Source organism: Nocardia sp. NPDC058244 (assembly GCF_042882065.1).
Classification (GTDB): Bacteria; Actinomycetota; Actinomycetes; order Mycobacteriales; family Mycobacteriaceae; genus Nocardia.
On the sequence record NZ_JBHVWX010000007.1, the window covers coordinates 222,384 to 241,307 of the forward strand.

The following is an 18,924-nucleotide window of genomic DNA, read 5'->3' on the forward strand; positions in this document are numbered from 1 at the left end:
CATACTGGCCGCCCTGTCGACGCGCAGTCCTCAGCTCACCGGCTGTTGGCGAAGACGGCGTACTGCGCGGCCGCGCGTTGCTGAGCGTCGAGGAGCTGTTCGCTGCTGACGATCCCGACGTACTGCTTGTAGGCGAGAATGCAGCTGAAGCGCTTTTTCGCGGCCAGCTGCTTGTTCTCCACACAGGTCGCGTCGGTGAGGTTGGGCGGGGGCGCGACGTCGGTCGCGGTGGGCCAGAGGAACAGCTTCTCGGCGACCGCGCGGCGGGCCGACTCGGCGTCGGGAGTGCGGATGCCGATCGAGCCCCACGAGATGGCGACCTGCTGGGCGTTCATCTTCGTGAGCTGCTGCCCGATGTACTCGCGGTGGTCGGGGAGCGGGCCACCGGAGTAGTGCTGGATGCCGCGCGCGCCGGTGACCAGGTAATACGAGCTCTCGGGGCCGGTCAGCCCATCGGGGTTGAGGGTCCGCATGAGGACGTGATCGGGGTCCCAGGGCAGGGTCATGAGCTGCTCGTCGGTCAGCGGCGTCGTCGCGGCCAGCGCCTCGATCTGCTTGGTCAGCGCCGACTCGGCCAGGGCGGTGAGCGCGGGCAGGTCGGGCCTGGCCACCGACAGCAGGAAGGCGATCACATACGGACCGTGCGGCAACAGCACCCGGACGAACGGCGAGTCCGGACGCCACTGGGCATGGGCGGCAGGGTATTTCGGCAGCGACACCGGCTGGTTGCGCCCCTCCTGCGCGGCGAAGTCGGCGTCGTGGAATTCCCTGGCCGCCGCCGTGGCGCGCTCGGTGTCGGGGAATTGCAGGATCATCGTGGTCGCGGTGAACCAGTTGTTGTCCTTCTTGGTCGGCCAGGTACCGCTGGTGCTGACGCTGAGATCCTTCGAGGCACCGCTGGAATGGAAGCCGTAGAGCATCTTGTATTTCTGCGCGATGGCCGACATCGCCGTCTCGTTGCCGAGTTCCGACGGCATCAGCCGGGCGTTGTTCGCGTCGGCCCGGTTGCCGTAGATCATTTGCGGATCGATGTCGTAGGCGCTGATCGCGTAGTCGGCGATCCGCATGGCGGCCAGCTTGTACATCTCGTAGAAGGCCGGAATCGGATCGTCGTCGTGGGCATTGGGCGGTTCGGTGGGATACGCGCCGACATCGAGCGAGCGGACATCGATCTCACCGGGTACCCCGGAGCCGGACACGGTGGCACCGCAGGCCGTGAGGACAGCGGTCAGCAGGGCGGCGATCAGCACCGTCGCGGTGCGCTTCGGGCTGCTCATCGGGCGTTCACCAGCAGGGCGTACTGGGCGGAGATGCGTTGCTGGGCATCGAGGAGCTGGTTCGACCAGACGTAGGCGGCGTAGCGGTCGTAGGACACCGCGCAGTAGAAACGGACAGCCAGTTTCTCCCGGCCGATGTATTCCTTGCACCGGGCGCTCGGCAGATTCTTCGGCGGGTCCGCGGCGGTGAACTTGCGGGTCAGGCCGCCGAGTTCGTCGCGCACCGCCCGCGCGCCCGCGATGTCGCGCGCGCGGTAGACATCCGAGCCGTCGTTGGCGAACAGGTCCACGCCGTTGTCGTCGATCATCTTCGTGGTGCTCTCCGGATCGGAGGAGAAATGCCGTGCGGTGCGACCCGCGTAGACACCCGGCGGGTTGATCCACGAATCCTCGCGCGGGCGGGGCGCGGTGCGGCCGAGCATGTTCTCGCGATCACGCTGGAGCGTCATCAGCTGGTCGACGGGGGTCGGGGTGAACTTCGCGACCGCGGGCACGATGGTGTCGAGGCTCTTGCGGGTCAGGTCGAGCAGCGCCTGCTTGTCGACTTTCTCCAGATAGATCTTCAGGTAGTCGTAGAACCAGGTGTAGATCACGAGATGGCCGGTGGCGAACCAGGATCCGATCGACTGCTGGTCGGGCTGCCAATGCGCTTTCGCGGCGGGATAACCGGGAATCTCGATCGGCTGATTGTTCGGGGCGTAACCGAAATCGAGTCGTTCGAGCGCGGTCGCCGCGGCGGCGGCCTTCTGTTCGTCGGGGAAGATCATCACGGCATTGACCATGTCGATGCCCTTGTTGTGGGCCGCGGTCTCCGCCGAACTCACGAAACCGCCGATGAAGTCCGGCGCGATCTCGCCGAAACGATCGACCGCCATGATCTTGCCGAGCGACGCCTCGGCATCGATGAACACCGTGGCGATCGAGGAGTTGGTGTGGACGAAACGCGGATCGATGTCGGCGGGCGTGGGGACGTGGTCACCGAGCCGTTCGGCTTCGATGAACCGCGCCTGATCGTGGTTCGCGACCGTGCCGACCTGGCGTGGCTGGGTGGCGTAGGCGCCGACGTCGAGGGTGGTGAGGTCCACCGGAATATCGGTCGCCCCGGCTGCCGGGTCGCCGGTGCCACAGGCCGCGACGACACCTGCCAGCATCGTGGCCGCCAAGGCGGCACACGCGGTCCTGACTGGTCTCGTGGCTCGTAACACGATCATTCCTCCCCGAAACGATGGTCGGCGGAATACTACGTCACCGAATTCGGGGATGGGGCGGCGCTGGTGCGCGGCCCGGTCTCACAAACTATTCGCGAGCAGGGCGTACTGGGCGGAGATCTTCTGGCGGACGTCGGGTTCCTGGTCGGAACTGACGATGCCGAGATAACGCTTGTACGGGACGTAGCAGCGGTATTTGTACTCCTCCTCGGCGTCGCCCTCGTTGGTGAGTTGCAGGCATTTGGCGCCGGGGATATCGGTGGGGGCGGGCAGGGTGTCGTAGTGGCCCGCGCTGTCGATGAGGCCGGTCATCAGGGCATTGGCGGCGGCCAGGTCGCGGACGCGGGTGATGGAGCCGCCGTCGACGAGGGCGATGCTCTCGGCGCCGGTGGTGTCGACCAGCCGTTGGCGGGTGGTCTGGTCGTCGGCGTTGTTGACCAGGTGGGCGGGGCTGTAGACGGCGAAGGAGTGCTGGTCGGGATGCTCGGCGGCGCGGTCCTGCACGACGGCGCGGGCGAGCAGCCGCTCCGGGTCGATCGGGAGGTCGCCGAGTTCGTCGAACGGGGTGGGGGAGAAGGTGGCGAGCTGGGTGAGCTCGGCGGCGAGGGTCTTGTCCACCCACGCGGTGAGGTCGGCGGCATCCGCGCGCGGGCGCTGGATGAACAGCGAGATCACGAACTCCTTGTGCGCCAGGAACGCGCCGATGGTCGGCACGTTCGGACGCCAATGGACATAGGCCTCGGGGTATTTCGTCGAGGGCAGCTTGCGGTTGTCCGGCGACACCGCCAGGTCGACATCCTCGAGCTCACGGGCGGCGAGGGTGGCCGCCGTGGCGTCCGGGAAGCGGAAGACGGCGGTGGTGACGGCGGTCGCGTCGGCCGCGGGCCGCTTCTGACCCGACGGATCGGCCTTGTCGGAGCCGAGCGCGGCGTACCCGGTGACGAATTTGCGGTTCTCCAGAACGGGTTTGGAGACATTGGCGACGAAATCGAGCGCCCGCTCCACATCGGGAACCACGGTGCCGCCGCGGCCGTGCGACAGCGACGGATCGATGCGCACGGCGGGCACGACGGCCGCGGACATGCGCGTGCCCTCGACGAGCGCGCCCAGGCTGCCCGCGGTGTCGTCGTAGCTGTGGTGATCGGTGGCGTAGGTGCCCGTCTCCAGGCCGCGCACATCGGGTTCGGCGGCGACCGGGGTCCCGGTGACCGCGCAGCCGGTCAGGGCGGCGGCGATCGTGGCACAGCAGAGTGCGGACGCGATGCGGATCTTCGTCGAATAGATCATCGGTGCCCCTTGATGTTCCTCCCGCGGTCCCTTGAAGTTACCGGACCAAGGCCGCCCAGGGGGACCTATGTGGGCGGGTTTGCCATAGTCTGGAGGGCATGGCGACGACCCTGCTGCGCAGTTCCGGTGGAGGCCGATACCTGTGAGGGATCGGCAGGTCGAAGTCGTGCTCGGAAGTCACGCTGTCGCGCGGGTCGCGGGCGCGGTGATCGTCGTCGCGCATCGCGGGCACGGCAGGCTCACCCCTGACGACACCGCGGCGGTCGCGCTGGAGTCGCTGGCCGAGCTTGTGCGCGCCGCCGCCGAGGAAGTTCCCGGTGGCCCCGGCGCGGTGGTCGCGCGCGAGGCCACGCGCTGGCTGATGAAGTACGCCGAGCAGATCTCGCCGGGCACGCCGATCGATTTCGGGGTGCTCTCGGCCGCCGACAACGGTGGGGTCGCGATCTTCCTGCACGGTGCGGTGACGGCGGTGCTCGCCGGGGACGGCGCCACCGAGTACTACCGGGGCAGTGACGCCGCGTTCACCGTCGACCGGGTGGCGTCCGAACCGGCCACGGCGGTCGCGCTGTTCGTCGACGACGCCAAGGGCCGCATCCCCGATCTGCCGCCGGAGCGCGGTGTCGGGTGGCTGGTCGAGGGCATCGCGCAGGCGGGCGGCGCCGTGATGTGGTCCAACGGGACCCGCTCCCGGGTCCGCACCGCCGACCCCGCGGCGGGCACCCGCAGGCCACCACCGCCCACCGCCCGGATCGATCGGGAACCGCGCCCGGCGCAAGCGGATTCGCGGCCGGTCGAGCCGCCCGCCACCGGAATGCAGCCGGCGACGTCACTGATGGACGCGGCCACCAGCGCCACCGGACCGGCGCACCAAGCCGTCGACCCGCACACCGCGGAGACCAGGAACGCGGGCACCAACCCGGCGCCCGAACCCGACCCCGACCTGCAGCGACGGCTCGAGGCGACGGCCAGGTCGACGGTGCTCACCGTCAAGGTGATGGGATTCAAGTGCGCGCGTGCGCATCCCAGCGATCCGCGCTCGGCCTTCTGCACGGTCTGCGGCATGCCGGTCGACCAGACCCAGGCGCTCAGCGAGGTGGTGCGCCCGCCGCTGGGCATGCTCGTCCTCGACGACGGCATGACCTACCTGCTGGCCGCCGACGCGGTGATCGGCCGCGACCCGGAGAACTCCGAGGCCGCCCAGCGCGGGCTCATCCCGCTGCGCGTCGACGACACCTCCGGCGGCATGTCCCGCGCGCATGCCGAAGTGCACCTGGTGAATTGGGACGTCCAGCTCGTCGACCGCGGGTCGACCAACGGCACCCGCACCCGCCTGCCCGGCTACCGCGACTGGATCCGGCTCACCGCGAATCAGCCGATGGCGCTGATCCCCGGCACCGAGGTGATGATCGGCAACCGCGTCCTGCGCTACGAGCCCGCCGCGCCGCCGCCGTTCGGCTAGGAGTACCGCGACAGGCAGGTGGTCTCGCCGTTGAGGACGCCCGCCCGGAAGGCGTCGACCCGGGAGAATCCGCTCGGCACGGTGTTGCCCTCGGTGTCGCTGGCGGCCAGGCCGTCGGTGAGCAGGCCCGACACCGCCTCGTCGAGGTCACCCGCGGAGAGCTGGATGTCGCCCTGGCTGGCCGGGCGGCCGGGCTGGGCCAGCTTGCCGGTGACCACGCCGGACAGGCAGGCCGCGCGCAGGCCGGTCTTCGCGCCGGTCAGCGCCTGGCCGTGACTGCGCTGGACGGCGAGGGTGTAGCGGGAGATGAACACGACGTAGCCGTTGTAGTCGCCGCTGACCTTGACCGGGAGCGGGCCGTCGTCGTCGGTGTCGGCCGAGCCGCGCTGGGCCAGGCCGGGCACGTCGGTGGCGATGACATTCCTGGCCGGGCAGTAGGTGACCGGTTCGGTCGCCGTGCCGTCCTTGCAGTCGATCTTCGCGCCGGAGTACTCGTAGGCCGGGGATTCCTTCACCGGCAGGATGGACTGCAGGGCCTTGCTCAGCTCGACCAGGTTCTCCTTGGTGATCGGGTACTCACCGCGGCCCTGGTCACCGGAGAAGCTCTGCGGCAGATTGCCGCGGCGCTGGTCGATCTCCTCGTCGTCGATGCCCTTGCAGCCGCGCGGGCCGTCGGTGAAGCCGATCTGCACCGCGGTGACGCGCTCGAAGGCCGAGCCGTGCACGCTCTCGGGGTCGTCCGGGTCGGAGTCGCGGATCGAAACGGTGGCGGCGAGAACGGAATTCAGGCCGTCGGAGGTGTTGATCGTGAAGTGCTTGGACTTGCCCTCCGCGACGTGGCGCATGAACGCGCCCGCGAAGCAGTCGGCCTGCTGTTCCTTGACCAGGACCGGGGTCTTCTTGGTGACCAGCTTGGCCATGGTCTGGATGGCGTGGCCGTACTCGTGCGCCAGCACCATGACCACCGACATCTTCCCGAAGGTCTCGGTCATGGTGGGCAGCAGCATCGCGCGGTCCCAGCCGATGGAGTTGTCGCTGCGGCAGTAGGCGGCGTTGACCAGGTGGTAGGTGGTCTCCTTGCAGAAATCGACCGCCTGGTTGCGCGAGGCCCTGGCGTTCCAGGACACCAGCTTCTCCACCGGCTCGAAGGTCTCGCCGCGGAACTCGAGGCCGAAGGCGTCCTTCCAGTACGCCTGGATGTCGTCGATCGCGTTGAGCGCCAGCGCGTCGACCTCGCCGCCGTCCCCGTTGGACGCGGTCAGCGCCGAATCCGGCACGTTCGGCCGCGGCCCGTTCGGGCCACCGGTGGTCGGCAGCCCGGCCACCTGGAACGGATCGTCGTAGATCGAGACCCCGTGGCCCTCGATCGCCCGCGTGCAGCCGGTGCTCAGCAATGCGCATAGCACGGCGGTGATCGCAATGAGCACTTGGGGTTTCGGCATCAGTCCCCCTGGTCGGCCGGATACTTGTGCAGGTCGATCGCCGGATCGGGACTGAAGCCGTCTCGGGGGCACCGCCGATGTCCGGGCGATGGCATAGTATCCGCTCCATGTCTTCACCGGGGGCGCAGACCATCACCGTGCGCCATGATGGAACCGAACGAGTCTTCGAAGCGAGTCAGCAGATCACCATGGGCCGGGCGCCCGAAGTGACGCTGTTCGTGGACAGTCCGCTGGTCTCGCGCGTGCACGCCACTCTGCGCTTCCAGAACGGCGCGTGGGTACTCGCCGACAACGGCAGTACCAACGGCGTCTTCGTCGACGCGCGCAGGCTGAGCCAGCCTGTCTCGATCGATCGGCCCACACAGGTGCGTCTGGGGGACGCCATCAGTGGGCCGTTGCTGCATCTGGTGCCCGCGGCGCCGTCCTCGCGGCACGCCGCGACGATGCTCGCACCGCCGTCACAGCCGCAGCAACAGCAACGACCGCCGCAACGTCCGCAGCAGCAGCCCTACCAGCCACCGTCCAGACCGGCGCCGCAGCAGCCGCAGCAGCAGCCGCAACAACCGCAGTACGTGCCGACCTCGCAGCTGCCGTCCCAGCCGATGGCGCCGCAGGACAACATCAACATGACCCGCCGCGCCGACTCCTCGATGCTGCCGCCCGTGCGCAAGTCGGCCTCGACCGAGCCGGTGGCGCGCGGCGACCGTATTCCGCCCGGCGGCCTGAGCATCGGCCGTACCTCCGACAACCAGATCGTCGTCAACGATCCGCTGGCCTCGCGCAAGCACGCGCGCCTGGTGTCCTCGGGGGAGGGCCTGGTCATCGAGGACCTCGGGTCGGCCAACGGCACCTTCGTCAACGGTCACCGGCAGCAGCGCACGGTGCTGCGCGAGCGCGACATCGTCACCATCGGCAACATCGACTTCGTCGTCACCCAGGGCGCGCTGGCGCATCGGCAGAAGCCGGTCGCCGAGCTCGGCCTGACGGTGCACGGGGTCGGATTCACCGTCGAGGGCAACAAGCAGCTGCTCGTCGACGTCAATATGCAGGCCGGCCGCGGCACGCTGACCGCGCTGATCGGCCCGTCCGGCGCCGGCAAGTCGACGCTGTCGAAGCTGATCGCGGGCAGCACCCAGCCCTCCGGCGGTGTGGTCACCTTCGAAGGCCGCAACCTGCACGCCGAGTACGAGGCGCTGCGCTCCCGCATCGGCATGGTCCCGCAGGACGACGTGCTGCACCGGCAGCTCACCGTCCGCCAAGCCCTCGGCTTCGCCGCCGAACTGCGGCTGCCGCCCGACACCACCAAGGCCGACCGCCAGCAGGTGATCGACGGCGTGCTGCAGGAGCTCTCGCTCACCCAGCACGCCGACACCCGCGTCGACCGGCTCTCCGGTGGTCAGCGCAAGCGCGCGTCGGTGGCGATGGAGCTGCTGACCGGTCCGTCGCTGCTGATCCTGGACGAGCCGACCTCGGGCCTCGACCCGGCGCTGGACCGGCAGGTCATGCAGATGCTGCGCGAACTGGCCGACGCCGGTCGCGTGGTGATCGTGGTGACCCACTCGGTCGCCTGCCTGGACATGTGCGACCAGGTGGTGCTGCTCGCGCCCGGCGGCAAGACCGCCTTCGCCGGTCATCCCGGTGGCGTCGGCGCCGCGCTCGGCACGACCGACTGGGCCGAGATCTTCGCCAAGGTCGCGGCCAACCCGGACCAGGCCTTCGCGGCCTATCGATCCAGGCAGGCGTATGTGCCACCGCCGCCACCGCCTGCGCCGATGCAGCGCGGCAACGCGGGCGCGCCACCGCAGTCGAGCGGGATGCGCCAGTTCAGCACGCTCGCGCGCAGGCAGTTGCGGCTGATCTTCGCCGATCGCGGCTATCTGATCTTCCTGGTGGTGCTGCCGTTCATCCTCGGCGCGCTGTCGCTGGTGGTGCCGGGTAGCGACGGTTTCACCGAGGGCCCGCTGATCGCGCAACCGGACGGCTCGTTCGCGCGATCCAGTGGCGGTGAGGCGCAGCAGCTGCTGGTCGTGCTCATCCTCGGCGCGTGCTTCATGGGCGCCACGCTGACCGTGCGTGACCTGGTCGGCGAGCGGTCGATCTTCTATCGCGAGCGCGCGGTCGGCCTGCTGCCGTCGGCGTATCTGATGGCCAAGATCGTGGTGTTCAGCGTGACCGCGTTCCTGCAGTCGGCGGTGCTGGTCGGCATCACCTTCCTGGGCAAGAAGGCGCCGCCGGAGGGCGCGCTGATCCCGAACGGCAGTGTCGAGCTGTACTTCGACATCGCGATGACCGCGGTCTGCTGTGTGGTGTTCGGCCTGCTGATGTCGAGTCTGGCCAAGTCCAACGAGCAGGTCATGCCGATGCTCGTGGTGATGATCATGGTGCAGCTGGTGATGGCGGGCGGCCTGATCCCGGTGACCGACCGGGTCGGCCTCGAGCAGGTGTCGTACCTGTTCCCGTCGCGCTGGGGTTATGCCGCGGGTGCGGCGACCGTCGACCTGCGCGAGCTGGTCATCGGCGCGCAGGAGGACCCGCTCTGGGAACACAAGCCGGGAATCTGGATCCTCGACATCGTGCTGCTGATCGTGATCACCTCGATCCTGGCGGTCATCACGTGGAGCCGCCTACGGCTGAAGAAGTCGCAGGCGTGACGGGGGATCGCGAGGTCAGGGCCGTATCGGCGGGCATGCTGCGCGTGTCGCTCGCCGACCGGGCACACTTGAGCCTGTGACCGTTCGAGTTGGGGCCCTGCATCTGGGGTGGGATGTGGTGTCCGTTGCCGCGGGCGGCGGTGAGACCCCGATCCGCCCGGTTCAGGTGGAGGGCACCTACACCCCACCCGCCTATCTGCTCGCCGATGCCGCAGGCAGGCTGCACACCGCAGGTGTCGACCGGCAGCGCCCGGATCTCGGCATGGCGATCGCCGACGTGCGCGACATCCTCGGGCACCCGCAGATCGTCATCGCCGGCGCCACCTGGCCCGCCGAGCTGGTGTTCCGGGCCCGGCTGTACAACCCGCTGGCCGCGGTCGGCAAGTACCTGCGCGGCAAGCCGCAGCTGGTCGCGCTGCCGTATCCGGACAGCTGGCCGGACGAGAAGGTCGACACCTACGCCGCGCTCGTCGAGCAGCTCGACGTGGTGGTCGAGCCGCTGCCGGAGAGCGTCGCCCTGTCGGGCTACGTGCGCGCGCTCGGGCTGGTCTCGCCGCCCAGTGAGCGGCACCGGCACGGCATCGGCGCGACCGGCGTGTACTCCGACGGCCGCGCCCTGCTGGTCGTCGCGGTGCACGGGGACGACGACCAGCCGACCGAATCGGTCGAGGTCGCGGTGACCGCGGAGGCGCTGCGCGACGCCCGTTCGGCCGACAACGTGGTCATCGAGGCGATGGCGGCGGCCCGCTCGATCGGCGCCGACACCTCGACGGTGCTGCTGGCGGGCAATGTCTGCTTCAACGACGCGCTGCGCCTGGCCTTCCAGAACCACCTGGGCCAGCGCCTGCACGTGGCCGACCATCCGATGCACGCGCTGGTGCTCGGCGCGGCGCATCTGCTGGTCACCGAGCCGGAGCTGGACGAGGACGACTATCCCGAGTCGCAGCATCCCGGCCAGGGTTACGCCGCGCAGGTCGGCTGGGGCGCCCCGGCGCCGCAGACCGGTCCGCCGCCGAGTCCAGCGGGCATCGTCGCCGGACCGCCGGCGCAGGCGAGCGGATCGCCGCGGCACGCGCTGGCCGAGCCCGACGACGACGATCGCCGGGGCAAGCTGATCGGCAAGGTCAAGAAGGGCTTCTTCGGCGCACCGGCCGTGCTCGGCATGGTCGCGCTGGCCGCGACGGGCCTGCACGCCGGCGCCGCCGGTCCCGCGGTCGCGGCCGAGGGGGAGCGGGTGACCTGCGCGTTCACCCCGTACGCCAACACGGTCCCGCCGGAGGGCATCGCGAGCGCGCGCGGCGGCGGCCTGATCGAGGACAACGCCTGCGTCACCCCTGGCATCGACACGCTGCGCTACCTGATCCCCGGGCCCGCGGGCGCGACCGACCCCGGACCGCCGGTGGTGATCTAGCCGCTCGCCCGATTGTGGTGGCGTCATGCGTAGCTGGTATCGTTGCTCGCTGGCGTGTGGAACGTCGAACCGTTCGCGGATCGGCGTCTCCTCGATGTCCCGGGTCTCCACCGGCCGCCGGGACGCTCTCGAACCACACCCGTGGCCGGCAACACCGACGACAGACAGGGAACGACTGTGCCTACGTACAGCCCCAAGGCGGGTGACGTGACCCGTAAGTGGTACGTCATCGACGCCACTGACGTAGTCCTCGGCCGTCTCGCCGTGCAGGCCGCTGGCCTGCTGCGCGGCAAGGGCAAGCCGACCTACGCACCGCACGTCGATGGTGGCGACTTCGTCATCATCATCAACGCGGACAAGGTTGCCATCTCCGGCAACAAGAAGCAGGACAAGCTCATCCACCACCACAGCGGACACCCGGGCGGCCTCAAGTCGCGCACTGTCGGCGAGGTGTTGGCGACCCGTCCCGATCGTCTCGTGGAGAAGGCCGTCAAGGGCATGATCCCGAAGAACAAGCTGGGTAACGCGATCGCGGGCAAGCTGAAGGTCTACGCAGGCCCGAACCACCCCCACGCCGCGCAGCAGCCGGTTCCGTTCGAGATCAAGCAGGTGGCCCAGTGACCGCTCCTGAAGAGTTCAACGAAGAGTACGACGTGGTCGACGAGACCGTGGTCGAGGTTGTCGAAGACGGCGAAGGCTACGAGGCCGAGTACGTCGAGGAGACCACCTACGCCCCGATCGTGATCGATCGCCCGGTGCAGACCGTCGGCCGCCGTAAGGAAGCCGTCGTTCGCGTGCGCCTGGTTCCCGGCTCGGGCAACTTCGTGCTCAACGGCCGCACCATCGAGGACTACTTCCCGAACAAGGTGCACCAGCAGCTCGTGAAGTCCCCGCTGGTCACCGTCGAGCGTGTCGAGAGCTTCGACATCTACGCTCGCCTGGTCGGTGGCGGCCCGTCGGGTCAGGCGGGCGCTCTGCGTCTGGCCATCGCCCGCGCGCTGATCGAGGTCACCCCCGAGGATCGCCCCGCGCTCAAGCGTGCCGGCTTCCTGACCCGTGACCCGCGTGCCACCGAGCGTAAGAAGTACGGTCTGAAGAAGGCCCGTAAGGCGCCTCAGTACTCGAAGCGCTGATTTACGCACTGCCGACCACCGTCCCGCGCATACGCTAGGTATGCTCCCCCGCGAGAGCGGGGAGGGGCCCGGTCGGCGGAGCTCGTGTGCGAGAGCAGGCTTCCAGCACGGCTGGTCGCCTGCTCTCGTGCTGTATTCGGGGACCTACTACCAGTAGAGGGTTTTATGGGACGGCTGTTCGGCACAGACGGTGTTCGTGGGCTCGCCAACGAGTCGCTGAGCCCGGAACTGGCGATGCGCGTCGCGGGTGCGGCCGCGCAGGTGCTCTCGCGCGGCAAGAAGCGCGCGGTCGCGGTCCTCGGCCGTGATCCGCGGGCCAGCGGCGAGATGCTCGAGGCCGCGGTGACCGCGGGCCTGACGTCCGTCGGTGTCGATGTCCTCTCGGTGGGTGTGCTGCCCACCCCAGCCGTCGCGTATCTGACCGGCCTCTACGACGCGTGCTTCGGCGTGATGATCTCCGCCTCGCACAATCCCATGCCCGACAACGGCATCAAGATCTTCGCGGCGGGCGGGCACAAGCTCGACGACGCGGTGGAACAGCGGATCGAAGCGCTGATCACCGAGGGCGTCACGGTGCGCCCGACCGGCGCGGGCATCGGCCGCGTGCGCGGTGACTACACCGTCGAGGGCACCCACGAACGCTATGTCGAGCACCTGCTCGAATCCACCGGCCAGGACCTGTCCGGGCTGACCGTCGTCGTCGACTGCGCGCACGGCGCGGCCTCGGAGGTGGCCCCGCAGGTGTACCGGGAGGCGGGCGCGACGGTGATCGCGATCAACGCCGAACCCGACGGCCTCAACATCAACGACGGCTGCGGCTCGACCCACCTCGACGCGGTCCGCGCCGCGGTCCTCGCGCACGGCGCCGACCTCGGCATCGCCCTCGACGGCGACGCCGACCGGTGCCTCGCGGTGGACGCCGCGGGCGAGATCGTCGACGGTGACGCGATCATGGCCGTGCTGGCGCTGGCCATGCGGGAGTCGGGCGAGCTCGTCGCCGACACCCTGGTCGCGACCGTGATGAGCAACCTGGGCCTGCACATCGCCATGCGCGCGGCGGGCATCACCGTACTCACCGCCGCCGTCGGCGACCGCTACGTGCTGGAGGAACTGCGTCGCGGCGGGTACAGCCTCGGCGGCGAGCAGTCCGGGCACGTCGTGTTCCCGCGCTACGGCACCACCGGTGACGGCGTGCTCACCGGGCTGCGGCTGATGGCGCGGATGTCCCAGACCGGGCGTCCGCTGAGCGAGCTGGCCGCGGTGATGAGCACCGTGCCGCAGGTGCTGGTGAACGTGCCGGTCAGCGACAAGGCCGCGGTCGCCGTGGCCCCCGAGGTGCGCGACGCGGTCGCCGAGGCCGAGCGGATCCTCGGTGAGTCCGGCCGGGTGCTGTTGCGGCCCAGCGGAACCGAGCAGCTGGTGCGGGTGATGGTCGAGGCCACCGATCCGGCGCAGGCGCGGCAGCTCGCCGACGATCTGGCCAAGCGGGTCGCGGCCGTCTAGCTCCACCTGGCGGGTCGCGCCCGGCCCATCTACTATCGGCATACGCCGTATGGACCTGTGTGCCGGTGGCGCGTGTGCTGCTCGGCGCACCGGATAGTTTGGCGCGCAGCACGATTCGAAGGGGGCCGATTCATGGTGCCGCCGCTGCCTGCCCGGAACTATCGCGACGAGGACCGCTACCCGGTCGAGTACGGCGAGCCCGATCCGTATCACCGCTGCGGCGGGGCGTGCGGCAGGCCGGGGTGCCGTGATGTGCCGCAGGGGTATTCGCACACCGTCCCGATCCGCGACGAGGGCTACGGCCAGCCGGTCGAGCACTACGAGCCGGTCCCCGAACCGTCGCGCGGTTATGCGTTCCCGGTGCCGCGGATGCCGCGGTCCCGGTCGTTCATCGTGGTCGTGGCGATTCTCTTCGTGACCGGTGCCGCCGGACTGATCGGCGCGAAACTCGGGTCCGACATCGACCTGTTCGGTGCCCCGGCACCGGCGGTGACGCAGTCGTTCTGATCAGAACTGGCCGACGGCGAATCCGCTGAACAGCACCAGGAACCCGCCGACCTCGCCCGCCATCAGCCCGTACATCGACAGCCGCAGTTCGGCGGGGATCCGTCCGGCGAACTGGTTGGTGGTGTCGCGCCGCCATCCGTGCAGCGCGTAGCTGGCGATCGCGCCCGCGAAGAACGCCAGGATCACCAGGTCGGCGGTCAGATTGACGATCGTCGGCCAGGCGCTGAGCTCGGTGAACACCGCGAGCAGCACGCCGGCGAAGGCGTACAGCAGCGCCGCGCGATGCGCGATGTCGACATAGACGTGCGCCGCGCCATCGGGCGAGGTGCGGATGCCGTGGTACTTCCACACCCCGAGCAGCAGGGCACTCAGGAAGATCAGCCCGGTGACCAGCAGCGTGACCCGGGTGTCGATGCCAAGTGTGAGGTCCATGGACCGTCCTAACCCTCGGTGAGCGACCCGCCCGCCATGTGCCAACGGCGGGTCGCACGAACAGAATCCAGCATCCGGCGATCATGCGTCACCAGAATCAGCGTGCCGGTGAAGGATTCGACCGCCTGCTCGAGCTGTTCGATGGCGGGCAGGTCGAGGTGGTTGGTCGGCTCGTCCAGGACCAGCAGGTTCACCCCGCGCGCCTGCAGCAGCGCCAGCGCGGCTCTGGTGCGCTCGCCGGGCGACAGCGTGTCACAGGCCCTGGTGACATGCGGGCCGCGCAGGCCGAACTTCGCCAGCAGCGTGCGCACCTCGGCGTCGGGCCAGTCCGGCATGGCGGCGCCGAAGGTGGCGGCCAGCGTGTCCCGACCACGGAACAGTCCGCGCGCCTGGTCCACCTCGCCGATCAGCACCCCGGAACCCAGTGCGGCCGAACCGGAATCGGGCGCGATCTTGCCCAGCAGCAGCCCCAGCAGCGTGGATTTGCCCGAACCGTTGGCGCCGGTCAGCACGATCCGGTCGGCCCAGTCGATCTGTGTGGTGATCGGCCCGAGCGTGAAGTCACCGCGCCGCACGACGGCGTTGGCGGCGGTCGCCACCACCGCGCCACTGCGCGGCGCGGTGGCGATCTCCATCCGCAGTTCCCACTCCTTGCGCGGCTCCTCGACCACGTCCAGCCGCTCGATCCGGCGCTGGGTCTGGCGCGCCTTGGCCGCCTGCTTCTCGGTGGACTCGGCGCGGGTCTTGCGGCCCATCTTGTCCGAGTCGCCCTTGCCCTTGCGCCGGGCATTGCGCACGCCGTGCTCGAGCCAGTTGCGCTGCATCTGGGCCCGCGCCTCCAAACCCGCCTTGGTGTCGGCGAATTCGTCATACGCCTCGCGCGCGTGCCTGCGGGCGATCTCGCGTTCGGCCAGATAGGACTCGTAGCCACCGTCGTAGAGCCCGACCTGTTGCTGGGCCAGATCCAGCTCCAGCACCCGATTCACGGTGCGCGCCAGGAACTCCCGATCGTGGCTGATCACCATCAGCGGCACCCGGACGCCCTTGACGAAACGCTCGAGCCGGTCCAGGCCGTCCAGGTCGAGGTCGTTGGTCGGCTCGTCGAGCAGCAGGATGTCGAAGCGCGACAGCAATACCGAGGCCAGGCCCGCGCGGGCCGCCTGCCCGCCCGACAGCCCCGTCATCGGGGTGTCCAGGCCGCCGGCCAGCCCCTCGGTGAGCCCGAGATCGGCGGCCACCTCCTCGGCGCGCTGATCCAGGTCGGCGCCACCGAGTGCCAGCCAGTGTTCGAGCGCGGGCGAGTACTCGTCGTCCCCGCCGTCGCCGAGCCGCTCGGCGGCGGCGTCCATCACCCGCTGCGCGTGCGCGACCCCGGTCCGCCGGGACAGGAACCCGAGCACCGTCTCGCCCTCGATCCGCTCCGGCTCCTGCGCCAGATACCCGACCGTCGCGTCCGGCGGACTGAGCGTGATGCTGCCCTCGCCCGCCGCCCCGTCGGCCAGCATCCGCAGCAGCGTCGACTTGCCAGCGCCGTTCACCCCGACCAGCCCGATCACATCGCCGGGCGCGAGGGTGAAATCGAGGTCGGCGAACAGCGTCCGCTCGGCGTGGCCCGCGGACAGACCGGTGGCTTGCAATGTCGTGCTCACCGCCTAAGTCTGCCCGTCTCGGGGTCGGACCCCGAGACGGGCCCTCCGGAAATCAGGGTGCGGATGGGTCTGCCGACCGATGCGGGCCGGGGTCCGGTCTCGGCATAGTGGAGTCATCACCGCTTCCCGAGGAAGGCAACACACAATGACTGCCCCCGCCCGCCGCTTCACCCGTTCGACCAGCGAAAAATGGATCGCAGGCGTCTGCGGTGGCATCGCCGAGTACTTCGGCTGGAACGCCAATGTCGTCCGCCTGGTCTTCGTGGTCTCCTGCCTGCTGCCCGGCCCCCAGTTCCTCCTCTACCTGGTCCTGTGGCTGATCATGCCCAAGAAGTAAGGCCCGACCGCTCCGGTAACCGCTCGCGGATGACAGGATGGTGGCAACCCCGCCGCGCCGTCATCCGCGAGTTTTCCGTTTGAGGAGGAGTCCCATGGTCACCTCGGGCGACATCCCCGGCCTCGGCCTACCCGACATCGACGCCCATTCCCCCCTGGGCGCCCTCGGCCCGGTCGAGCTCCATTCCCCGTCCCAAGACCTCGACGGTGACGGAGTCGTCGACTCCCTCACCGACGCCACCCCCCACGACACCACCATCTGGTCCGACTACGACCACGACGGTTTCGCCGACCATGTGACTGTCGTCGAAGCCGACGGCGACTACGCGGCGTGGGAGTACCACCGACATCCCGACGGCACGTCGGAGTGGCGGCGGACCGACCAGGGGAACCTGGGGAAGTGAGTGACCTCGGCCCGCCGGTGAGGGAACCGGTGGGCCGGGTCGTGCGTCGAAGTAGGTAGTGCGCCGCCGTGGCGTGCTCGAATCGGCTGAAGGTGGGGGAATGGGCGACACAGTTTCGGGCGGACTCGTGGTGAACCAGGCCGCGATGACGCAGACGGTCAACAGCTTGAAGGACACGGTGTCGACCACCCGTACCTCGGCGAAGCAGGTCGCGACGGCGGAGTGGGTGGCTGCCGACGCCGGACGGGCCTATACCGGCAGCGGACAGAAGATCGATGCTGCTCTGGATCGGGTCGTCAGCTGGGCGAAGGTCTGGACGAGCGCGTCCGAGGGGCTCGCCGACGCGATCGGGAAGGCGGCCGTCGAGTACACGGATGTCGACACGAAGACCGCCCGTGGACTCGACGGTGCCGCGCCGGCACCCGCGAAGTGAGGCAGGGTCATGACGAAGTCCACGAACGAGCTCCTCGACGACGGAGCTCCCGGTCTCCAGTACTTCGAACAGCTGGGCCCGCGCTACGTCGAGGCCTTCGGCGGGAGCTTCAACTTCTACGAGTTCGTGCGGCCGTACGACAACGAGCGCGATATGAACATCACCAAGCTCGATGCCGCCGCCAATGCGCTCCGGCAGTTGCTGACGACAGCTGATTCCAAGATCACCGCTCAGCAGTCGGCTGCCCAGTCGATGCAGACGGGCTGGCAGGGAGCGGCCGCTGAAGCCGCGGCTGGTCAGCTGGGCCGGATCGCGACAATGGCCGGCGAGGACCGCGATGCGGTGCGCAAGTTCGAAGCGGCGTTGACGAAGGCAGCGGCTGAGATCCCCGGGCTCGTCAAAGCCAAGGCTGACACGGTCTTGAAGTTGATGGACGGTTCGGTGCAGAAGTACGTCGGGGGAAAGCCAACGGCGCGGCCGACAGTCGGTGGGTTGGATCCGGACGCCATCGGCAGAGTAATCAAGGGGTCGAAGGACGGTTCCAGTCTGGATAACGAACTGGCCATCATGACCGGGCACCGCAATGCGGCTGGTGCGGAGGACGTGCCGGACAGTGCTGCGGGGATCGGCAACAGAACTTCATCGGAATACAAGGACGCGATCAAGGAGATCTGTAAGCGGTGGCTGTCAGTGGTCTTCATGCCCGACTACAACAGCAAGGCGCAGATCTTCAGTGATCAGTGCACTACGACGAAGATAGCTGTCGAAACTCTCTTCAACGCCGCCGAGACCGCTGCCGCAGGCATCGTCGAACGAAGCTACCCATCCGTGTCCGGAACCGGCACCGCACCAGTCGAAACCAAACAGCAGCCACAGGGCGACCAGCCGAAGACAACCGGGGACCAGACGACCCCGGCGGGTACCCAGGCGGGTGACCAGACGACGTCGAACGGCGGCCAGACGACGGCCGCCGGGACCCAGTCCGGCGATACGACGACCACCGGGTCGACCGTCAAGACGACCACCGGAACGAAAGACACCAGCACCACGGACGACGACAGCAGCGACGACGACGATGACTCGGATACCAGCGAGGCGCTGAGCACGCTGACCTCGACCATCAGCGAGCTCGGCACTACGCTCTCGGAGGCGCTGACCGGCGATCTCGGTGACACGCTCACTTCGGCGATCGAGTCGGTCGGCACGTCGATCAGCGATGGCATCGAGCAGATGACCGAACAGGCGAGCAGCTTGCTGTCCGGCGAGAGCGCGGCTTCCTTCCAGCTCGGTGACACCAAGGTGAGCATCGAAGCCGGCGAGAACGGGCTGTCGTTGACGACCACCGACGCCAACGGCGGTTCGACGCAATACAAGCTGACGCTGGACGAGAACGGGCTGCCGGTGCTGACTCAGGAGTCCACGTCGACCGACGGTTCGACAACCGGCCAGACGGACGACACCTCGGGCGTACTGGGTTCGGGCACACCGGAATCTGGCACGGGGCAGGGCGAAGCCGGTCTCACCGATGCCGGAACCGGAGGCCGCGGTGGCGCGGATGCGACCACTTCAGAGACCCCCGACCTCACGAACGCTCCGGTCACCAGCGAGATCGGTTCGGGCGAGCAGTCATCGGGTTCCGTCGCGGGTGGAGTACCCGTCGGTCCGCGGTCGACCAAGCAGGAGACCGATGGTGAGCATGTGCCGAGCGTCGAGGATCACCCGGTGAGCGATCCGGGCGACAGCGGCGCGGTCCTCGCCGAGGCGGGACCGCTGTGACTCCGGTGACCGGTGG

General features: G+C 69.0%; 17 protein-coding genes. 11 read left to right on the forward strand and 6 right to left on the reverse strand.

What is annotated here, in order from left to right:
* Positions 1–35: 35 nt before the first annotated feature.
* The 3 genes from ACFVW6_RS23190 to ACFVW6_RS23200 all read right to left on the reverse strand — a co-directional run bounded on the left by ACFVW6_RS23190 (position 36) and on the right by ACFVW6_RS23200 (position 3,772).
* On the reverse strand, positions 36–1,277 hold the full coding sequence (locus ACFVW6_RS23190; RefSeq protein WP_378829699.1) for a hypothetical protein: 1,242 nt from the start codon (positions 1,275–1,277) through the stop codon (positions 36–38).
* Positions 1,274–2,428, reverse strand: coding sequence for a hypothetical protein (locus ACFVW6_RS23195; RefSeq protein ID WP_378829701.1), 1,155 nt, complete (start codon positions 2,426–2,428; stop codon positions 1,274–1,276). Before ACFVW6_RS23195 ends, ACFVW6_RS23190 begins: the two co-directional genes overlap by 4 nt.
* A gap of 138 nt (positions 2,429–2,566) precedes the next feature.
* Positions 2,567–3,772: a hypothetical protein gene (locus ACFVW6_RS23200; RefSeq protein ID WP_378829703.1), complete on the reverse strand. Its 1,206-nt coding sequence runs from the start codon at positions 3,770–3,772 to the stop codon at positions 2,567–2,569.
* Positions 3,773–3,914: 142 nt separating this feature from the next.
* Between ACFVW6_RS23200 and ACFVW6_RS23205 the strand changes: the two genes are divergently transcribed.
* A complete protein-coding gene (locus tag ACFVW6_RS23205) occupies positions 3,915–5,231 on the forward strand; it encodes an FHA domain-containing protein (protein ID WP_378829706.1) in 1,317 nt (438 codons plus the stop codon).
* On the opposite strand, the gene ACFVW6_RS23210 is transcribed toward ACFVW6_RS23205, so the two are convergent.
* Complete coding sequence (locus ACFVW6_RS23210) at positions 5,228–6,673, reverse strand: metallopeptidase (protein ID WP_378829708.1); 1,446 nt, start codon at positions 6,671–6,673, stop codon at positions 5,228–5,230. The two genes, ACFVW6_RS23205 and ACFVW6_RS23210, sit on opposite strands and share 4 nt — an antisense overlap.
* A gap of 107 nt (positions 6,674–6,780) precedes the next feature.
* Here ACFVW6_RS23210 and ACFVW6_RS23215 point away from each other — a divergent pair, with 107 nt between their 5' ends.
* The 6 genes from ACFVW6_RS23215 to ACFVW6_RS23240 all read left to right on the forward strand — a co-directional run bounded on the left by ACFVW6_RS23215 (position 6,781) and on the right by ACFVW6_RS23240 (position 13,878).
* A complete protein-coding gene (locus ACFVW6_RS23215; protein WP_378829710.1) occupies positions 6,781–9,324 on the forward strand; it encodes an FHA domain-containing protein in 2,544 nt (847 codons plus the stop codon).
* 76 nt (positions 9,325–9,400) lie between these two features.
* Positions 9,401–10,735, forward strand: coding sequence for a hypothetical protein (locus ACFVW6_RS23220; RefSeq protein ID WP_357346533.1), 1,335 nt, complete (start codon positions 9,401–9,403; stop codon positions 10,733–10,735).
* Between the two features lie 177 nt (positions 10,736–10,912).
* Positions 10,913–11,356 (forward strand): 50S ribosomal protein L13, encoded by a 444-nt coding sequence (rplM, locus tag ACFVW6_RS23225; RefSeq protein ID WP_022567307.1) that lies wholly within the window; start codon positions 10,913–10,915, stop codon positions 11,354–11,356.
* The gene (gene rpsI, locus ACFVW6_RS23230; RefSeq protein WP_378829714.1) at positions 11,353–11,868 is read left to right on the forward strand and encodes a 30S ribosomal protein S9; all 516 of its coding nucleotides are present in this window, start codon (positions 11,353–11,355) and stop codon (positions 11,866–11,868) included. Before rplM ends, rpsI begins: the two co-directional genes overlap by 4 nt.
* A 165-nt stretch (positions 11,869–12,033) precedes the next feature.
* A complete protein-coding gene (glmM, locus tag ACFVW6_RS23235) occupies positions 12,034–13,371 on the forward strand; it encodes a phosphoglucosamine mutase (protein ID WP_378829716.1) in 1,338 nt (445 codons plus the stop codon).
* A 132-nt stretch (positions 13,372–13,503) separates the two neighbouring features.
* A complete protein-coding gene (locus ACFVW6_RS23240; protein WP_378829718.1) occupies positions 13,504–13,878 on the forward strand; it encodes a hypothetical protein in 375 nt (124 codons plus the stop codon).
* Here the strand turns inward: ACFVW6_RS23240 and ACFVW6_RS23245 are convergent, their stop codons facing one another.
* Positions 13,879–14,310 (reverse strand): hypothetical protein, encoded by a 432-nt coding sequence (locus ACFVW6_RS23245; protein WP_378829720.1) that lies wholly within the window; start codon positions 14,308–14,310, stop codon positions 13,879–13,881. It abuts the gene before it with no gap.
* An 8-nt stretch (positions 14,311–14,318) separates the two neighbouring features.
* Positions 14,319–15,959, reverse strand: coding sequence for an ABC-F family ATP-binding cassette domain-containing protein (locus tag ACFVW6_RS23250; RefSeq protein ID WP_378829723.1), 1,641 nt, complete (start codon positions 15,957–15,959; stop codon positions 14,319–14,321).
* Between the two features lie 145 nt (positions 15,960–16,104).
* Between ACFVW6_RS23250 and ACFVW6_RS23255 the strand changes: the two genes are divergently transcribed.
* The 4 genes from ACFVW6_RS23255 (at position 16,105) to ACFVW6_RS23270 (ending at position 18,908) form a co-directional block, all read left to right on the forward strand.
* Positions 16,105–16,296, forward strand: coding sequence for a PspC domain-containing protein (locus tag ACFVW6_RS23255; RefSeq protein ID WP_378829725.1), 192 nt, complete (start codon positions 16,105–16,107; stop codon positions 16,294–16,296).
* Between the two features lie 94 nt (positions 16,297–16,390).
* Entirely contained in the window at positions 16,391–16,699 is a 309-nt protein-coding gene (locus ACFVW6_RS23260; protein ID WP_355271439.1) for a DUF6802 family protein, read from the forward strand.
* Between the two features lie 100 nt (positions 16,700–16,799).
* Positions 16,800–17,132, forward strand: a complete 333-nt coding sequence (locus tag ACFVW6_RS23265) for a hypothetical protein (protein ID WP_365010785.1) — start codon at positions 16,800–16,802, stop codon at positions 17,130–17,132.
* 9 nt (positions 17,133–17,141) lie between these two features.
* Positions 17,142–18,908, forward strand: coding sequence for a hypothetical protein (locus ACFVW6_RS23270; protein ID WP_378829729.1), 1,767 nt, complete (start codon positions 17,142–17,144; stop codon positions 18,906–18,908).
* The last annotated feature ends 16 nt before the right edge of the window (positions 18,909–18,924 follow it).

What these genes read in the sequence shown, in the direction of transcription:
- ACFVW6_RS23210 (WP_378829708.1), bottom strand. Translation starts at nt 6,673, where the DNA reads ATGCCGAAACCCCAAGTGCTCATTGCGATCACCGCCGTGCTATGCGCA.
- ACFVW6_RS23270 (WP_378829729.1), top strand. Translation starts at nt 17,142, where the DNA reads ATGACGAAGTCCACGAACGAGCTCCTCGACGACGGAGCTCCCGGTCTC.
- ACFVW6_RS23190 (WP_378829699.1), bottom strand. Translation starts at nt 1,277, where the DNA reads ATGAGCAGCCCGAAGCGCACCGCGACGGTGCTGATCGCCGCCCTGCTG.
- ACFVW6_RS23195 (WP_378829701.1), bottom strand. Translation starts at nt 2,428, where the DNA reads ATGCTGGCAGGTGTCGTCGCGGCCTGTGGCACCGGCGACCCGGCAGCC.
- glmM (WP_378829716.1), top strand. Translation starts at nt 12,034, where the DNA reads ATGGGACGGCTGTTCGGCACAGACGGTGTTCGTGGGCTCGCCAACGAG.
- ACFVW6_RS23255 (WP_378829725.1), top strand. Translation starts at nt 16,105, where the DNA reads ATGACTGCCCCCGCCCGCCGCTTCACCCGTTCGACCAGCGAAAAATGG.
- ACFVW6_RS23260 (WP_355271439.1), top strand. Translation starts at nt 16,391, where the DNA reads ATGGTCACCTCGGGCGACATCCCCGGCCTCGGCCTACCCGACATCGAC.
- ACFVW6_RS23240 (WP_378829718.1), top strand. Translation starts at nt 13,504, where the DNA reads ATGGTGCCGCCGCTGCCTGCCCGGAACTATCGCGACGAGGACCGCTAC.
- ACFVW6_RS23265 (WP_365010785.1), top strand. Translation starts at nt 16,800, where the DNA reads ATGGGCGACACAGTTTCGGGCGGACTCGTGGTGAACCAGGCCGCGATG.
- ACFVW6_RS23245 (WP_378829720.1), bottom strand. Translation starts at nt 14,310, where the DNA reads ATGGACCTCACACTTGGCATCGACACCCGGGTCACGCTGCTGGTCACC.
- ACFVW6_RS23200 (WP_378829703.1), bottom strand. Translation starts at nt 3,772, where the DNA reads ATGATCTATTCGACGAAGATCCGCATCGCGTCCGCACTCTGCTGTGCC.
- ACFVW6_RS23215 (WP_378829710.1), top strand. Translation starts at nt 6,781, where the DNA reads ATGTCTTCACCGGGGGCGCAGACCATCACCGTGCGCCATGATGGAACC.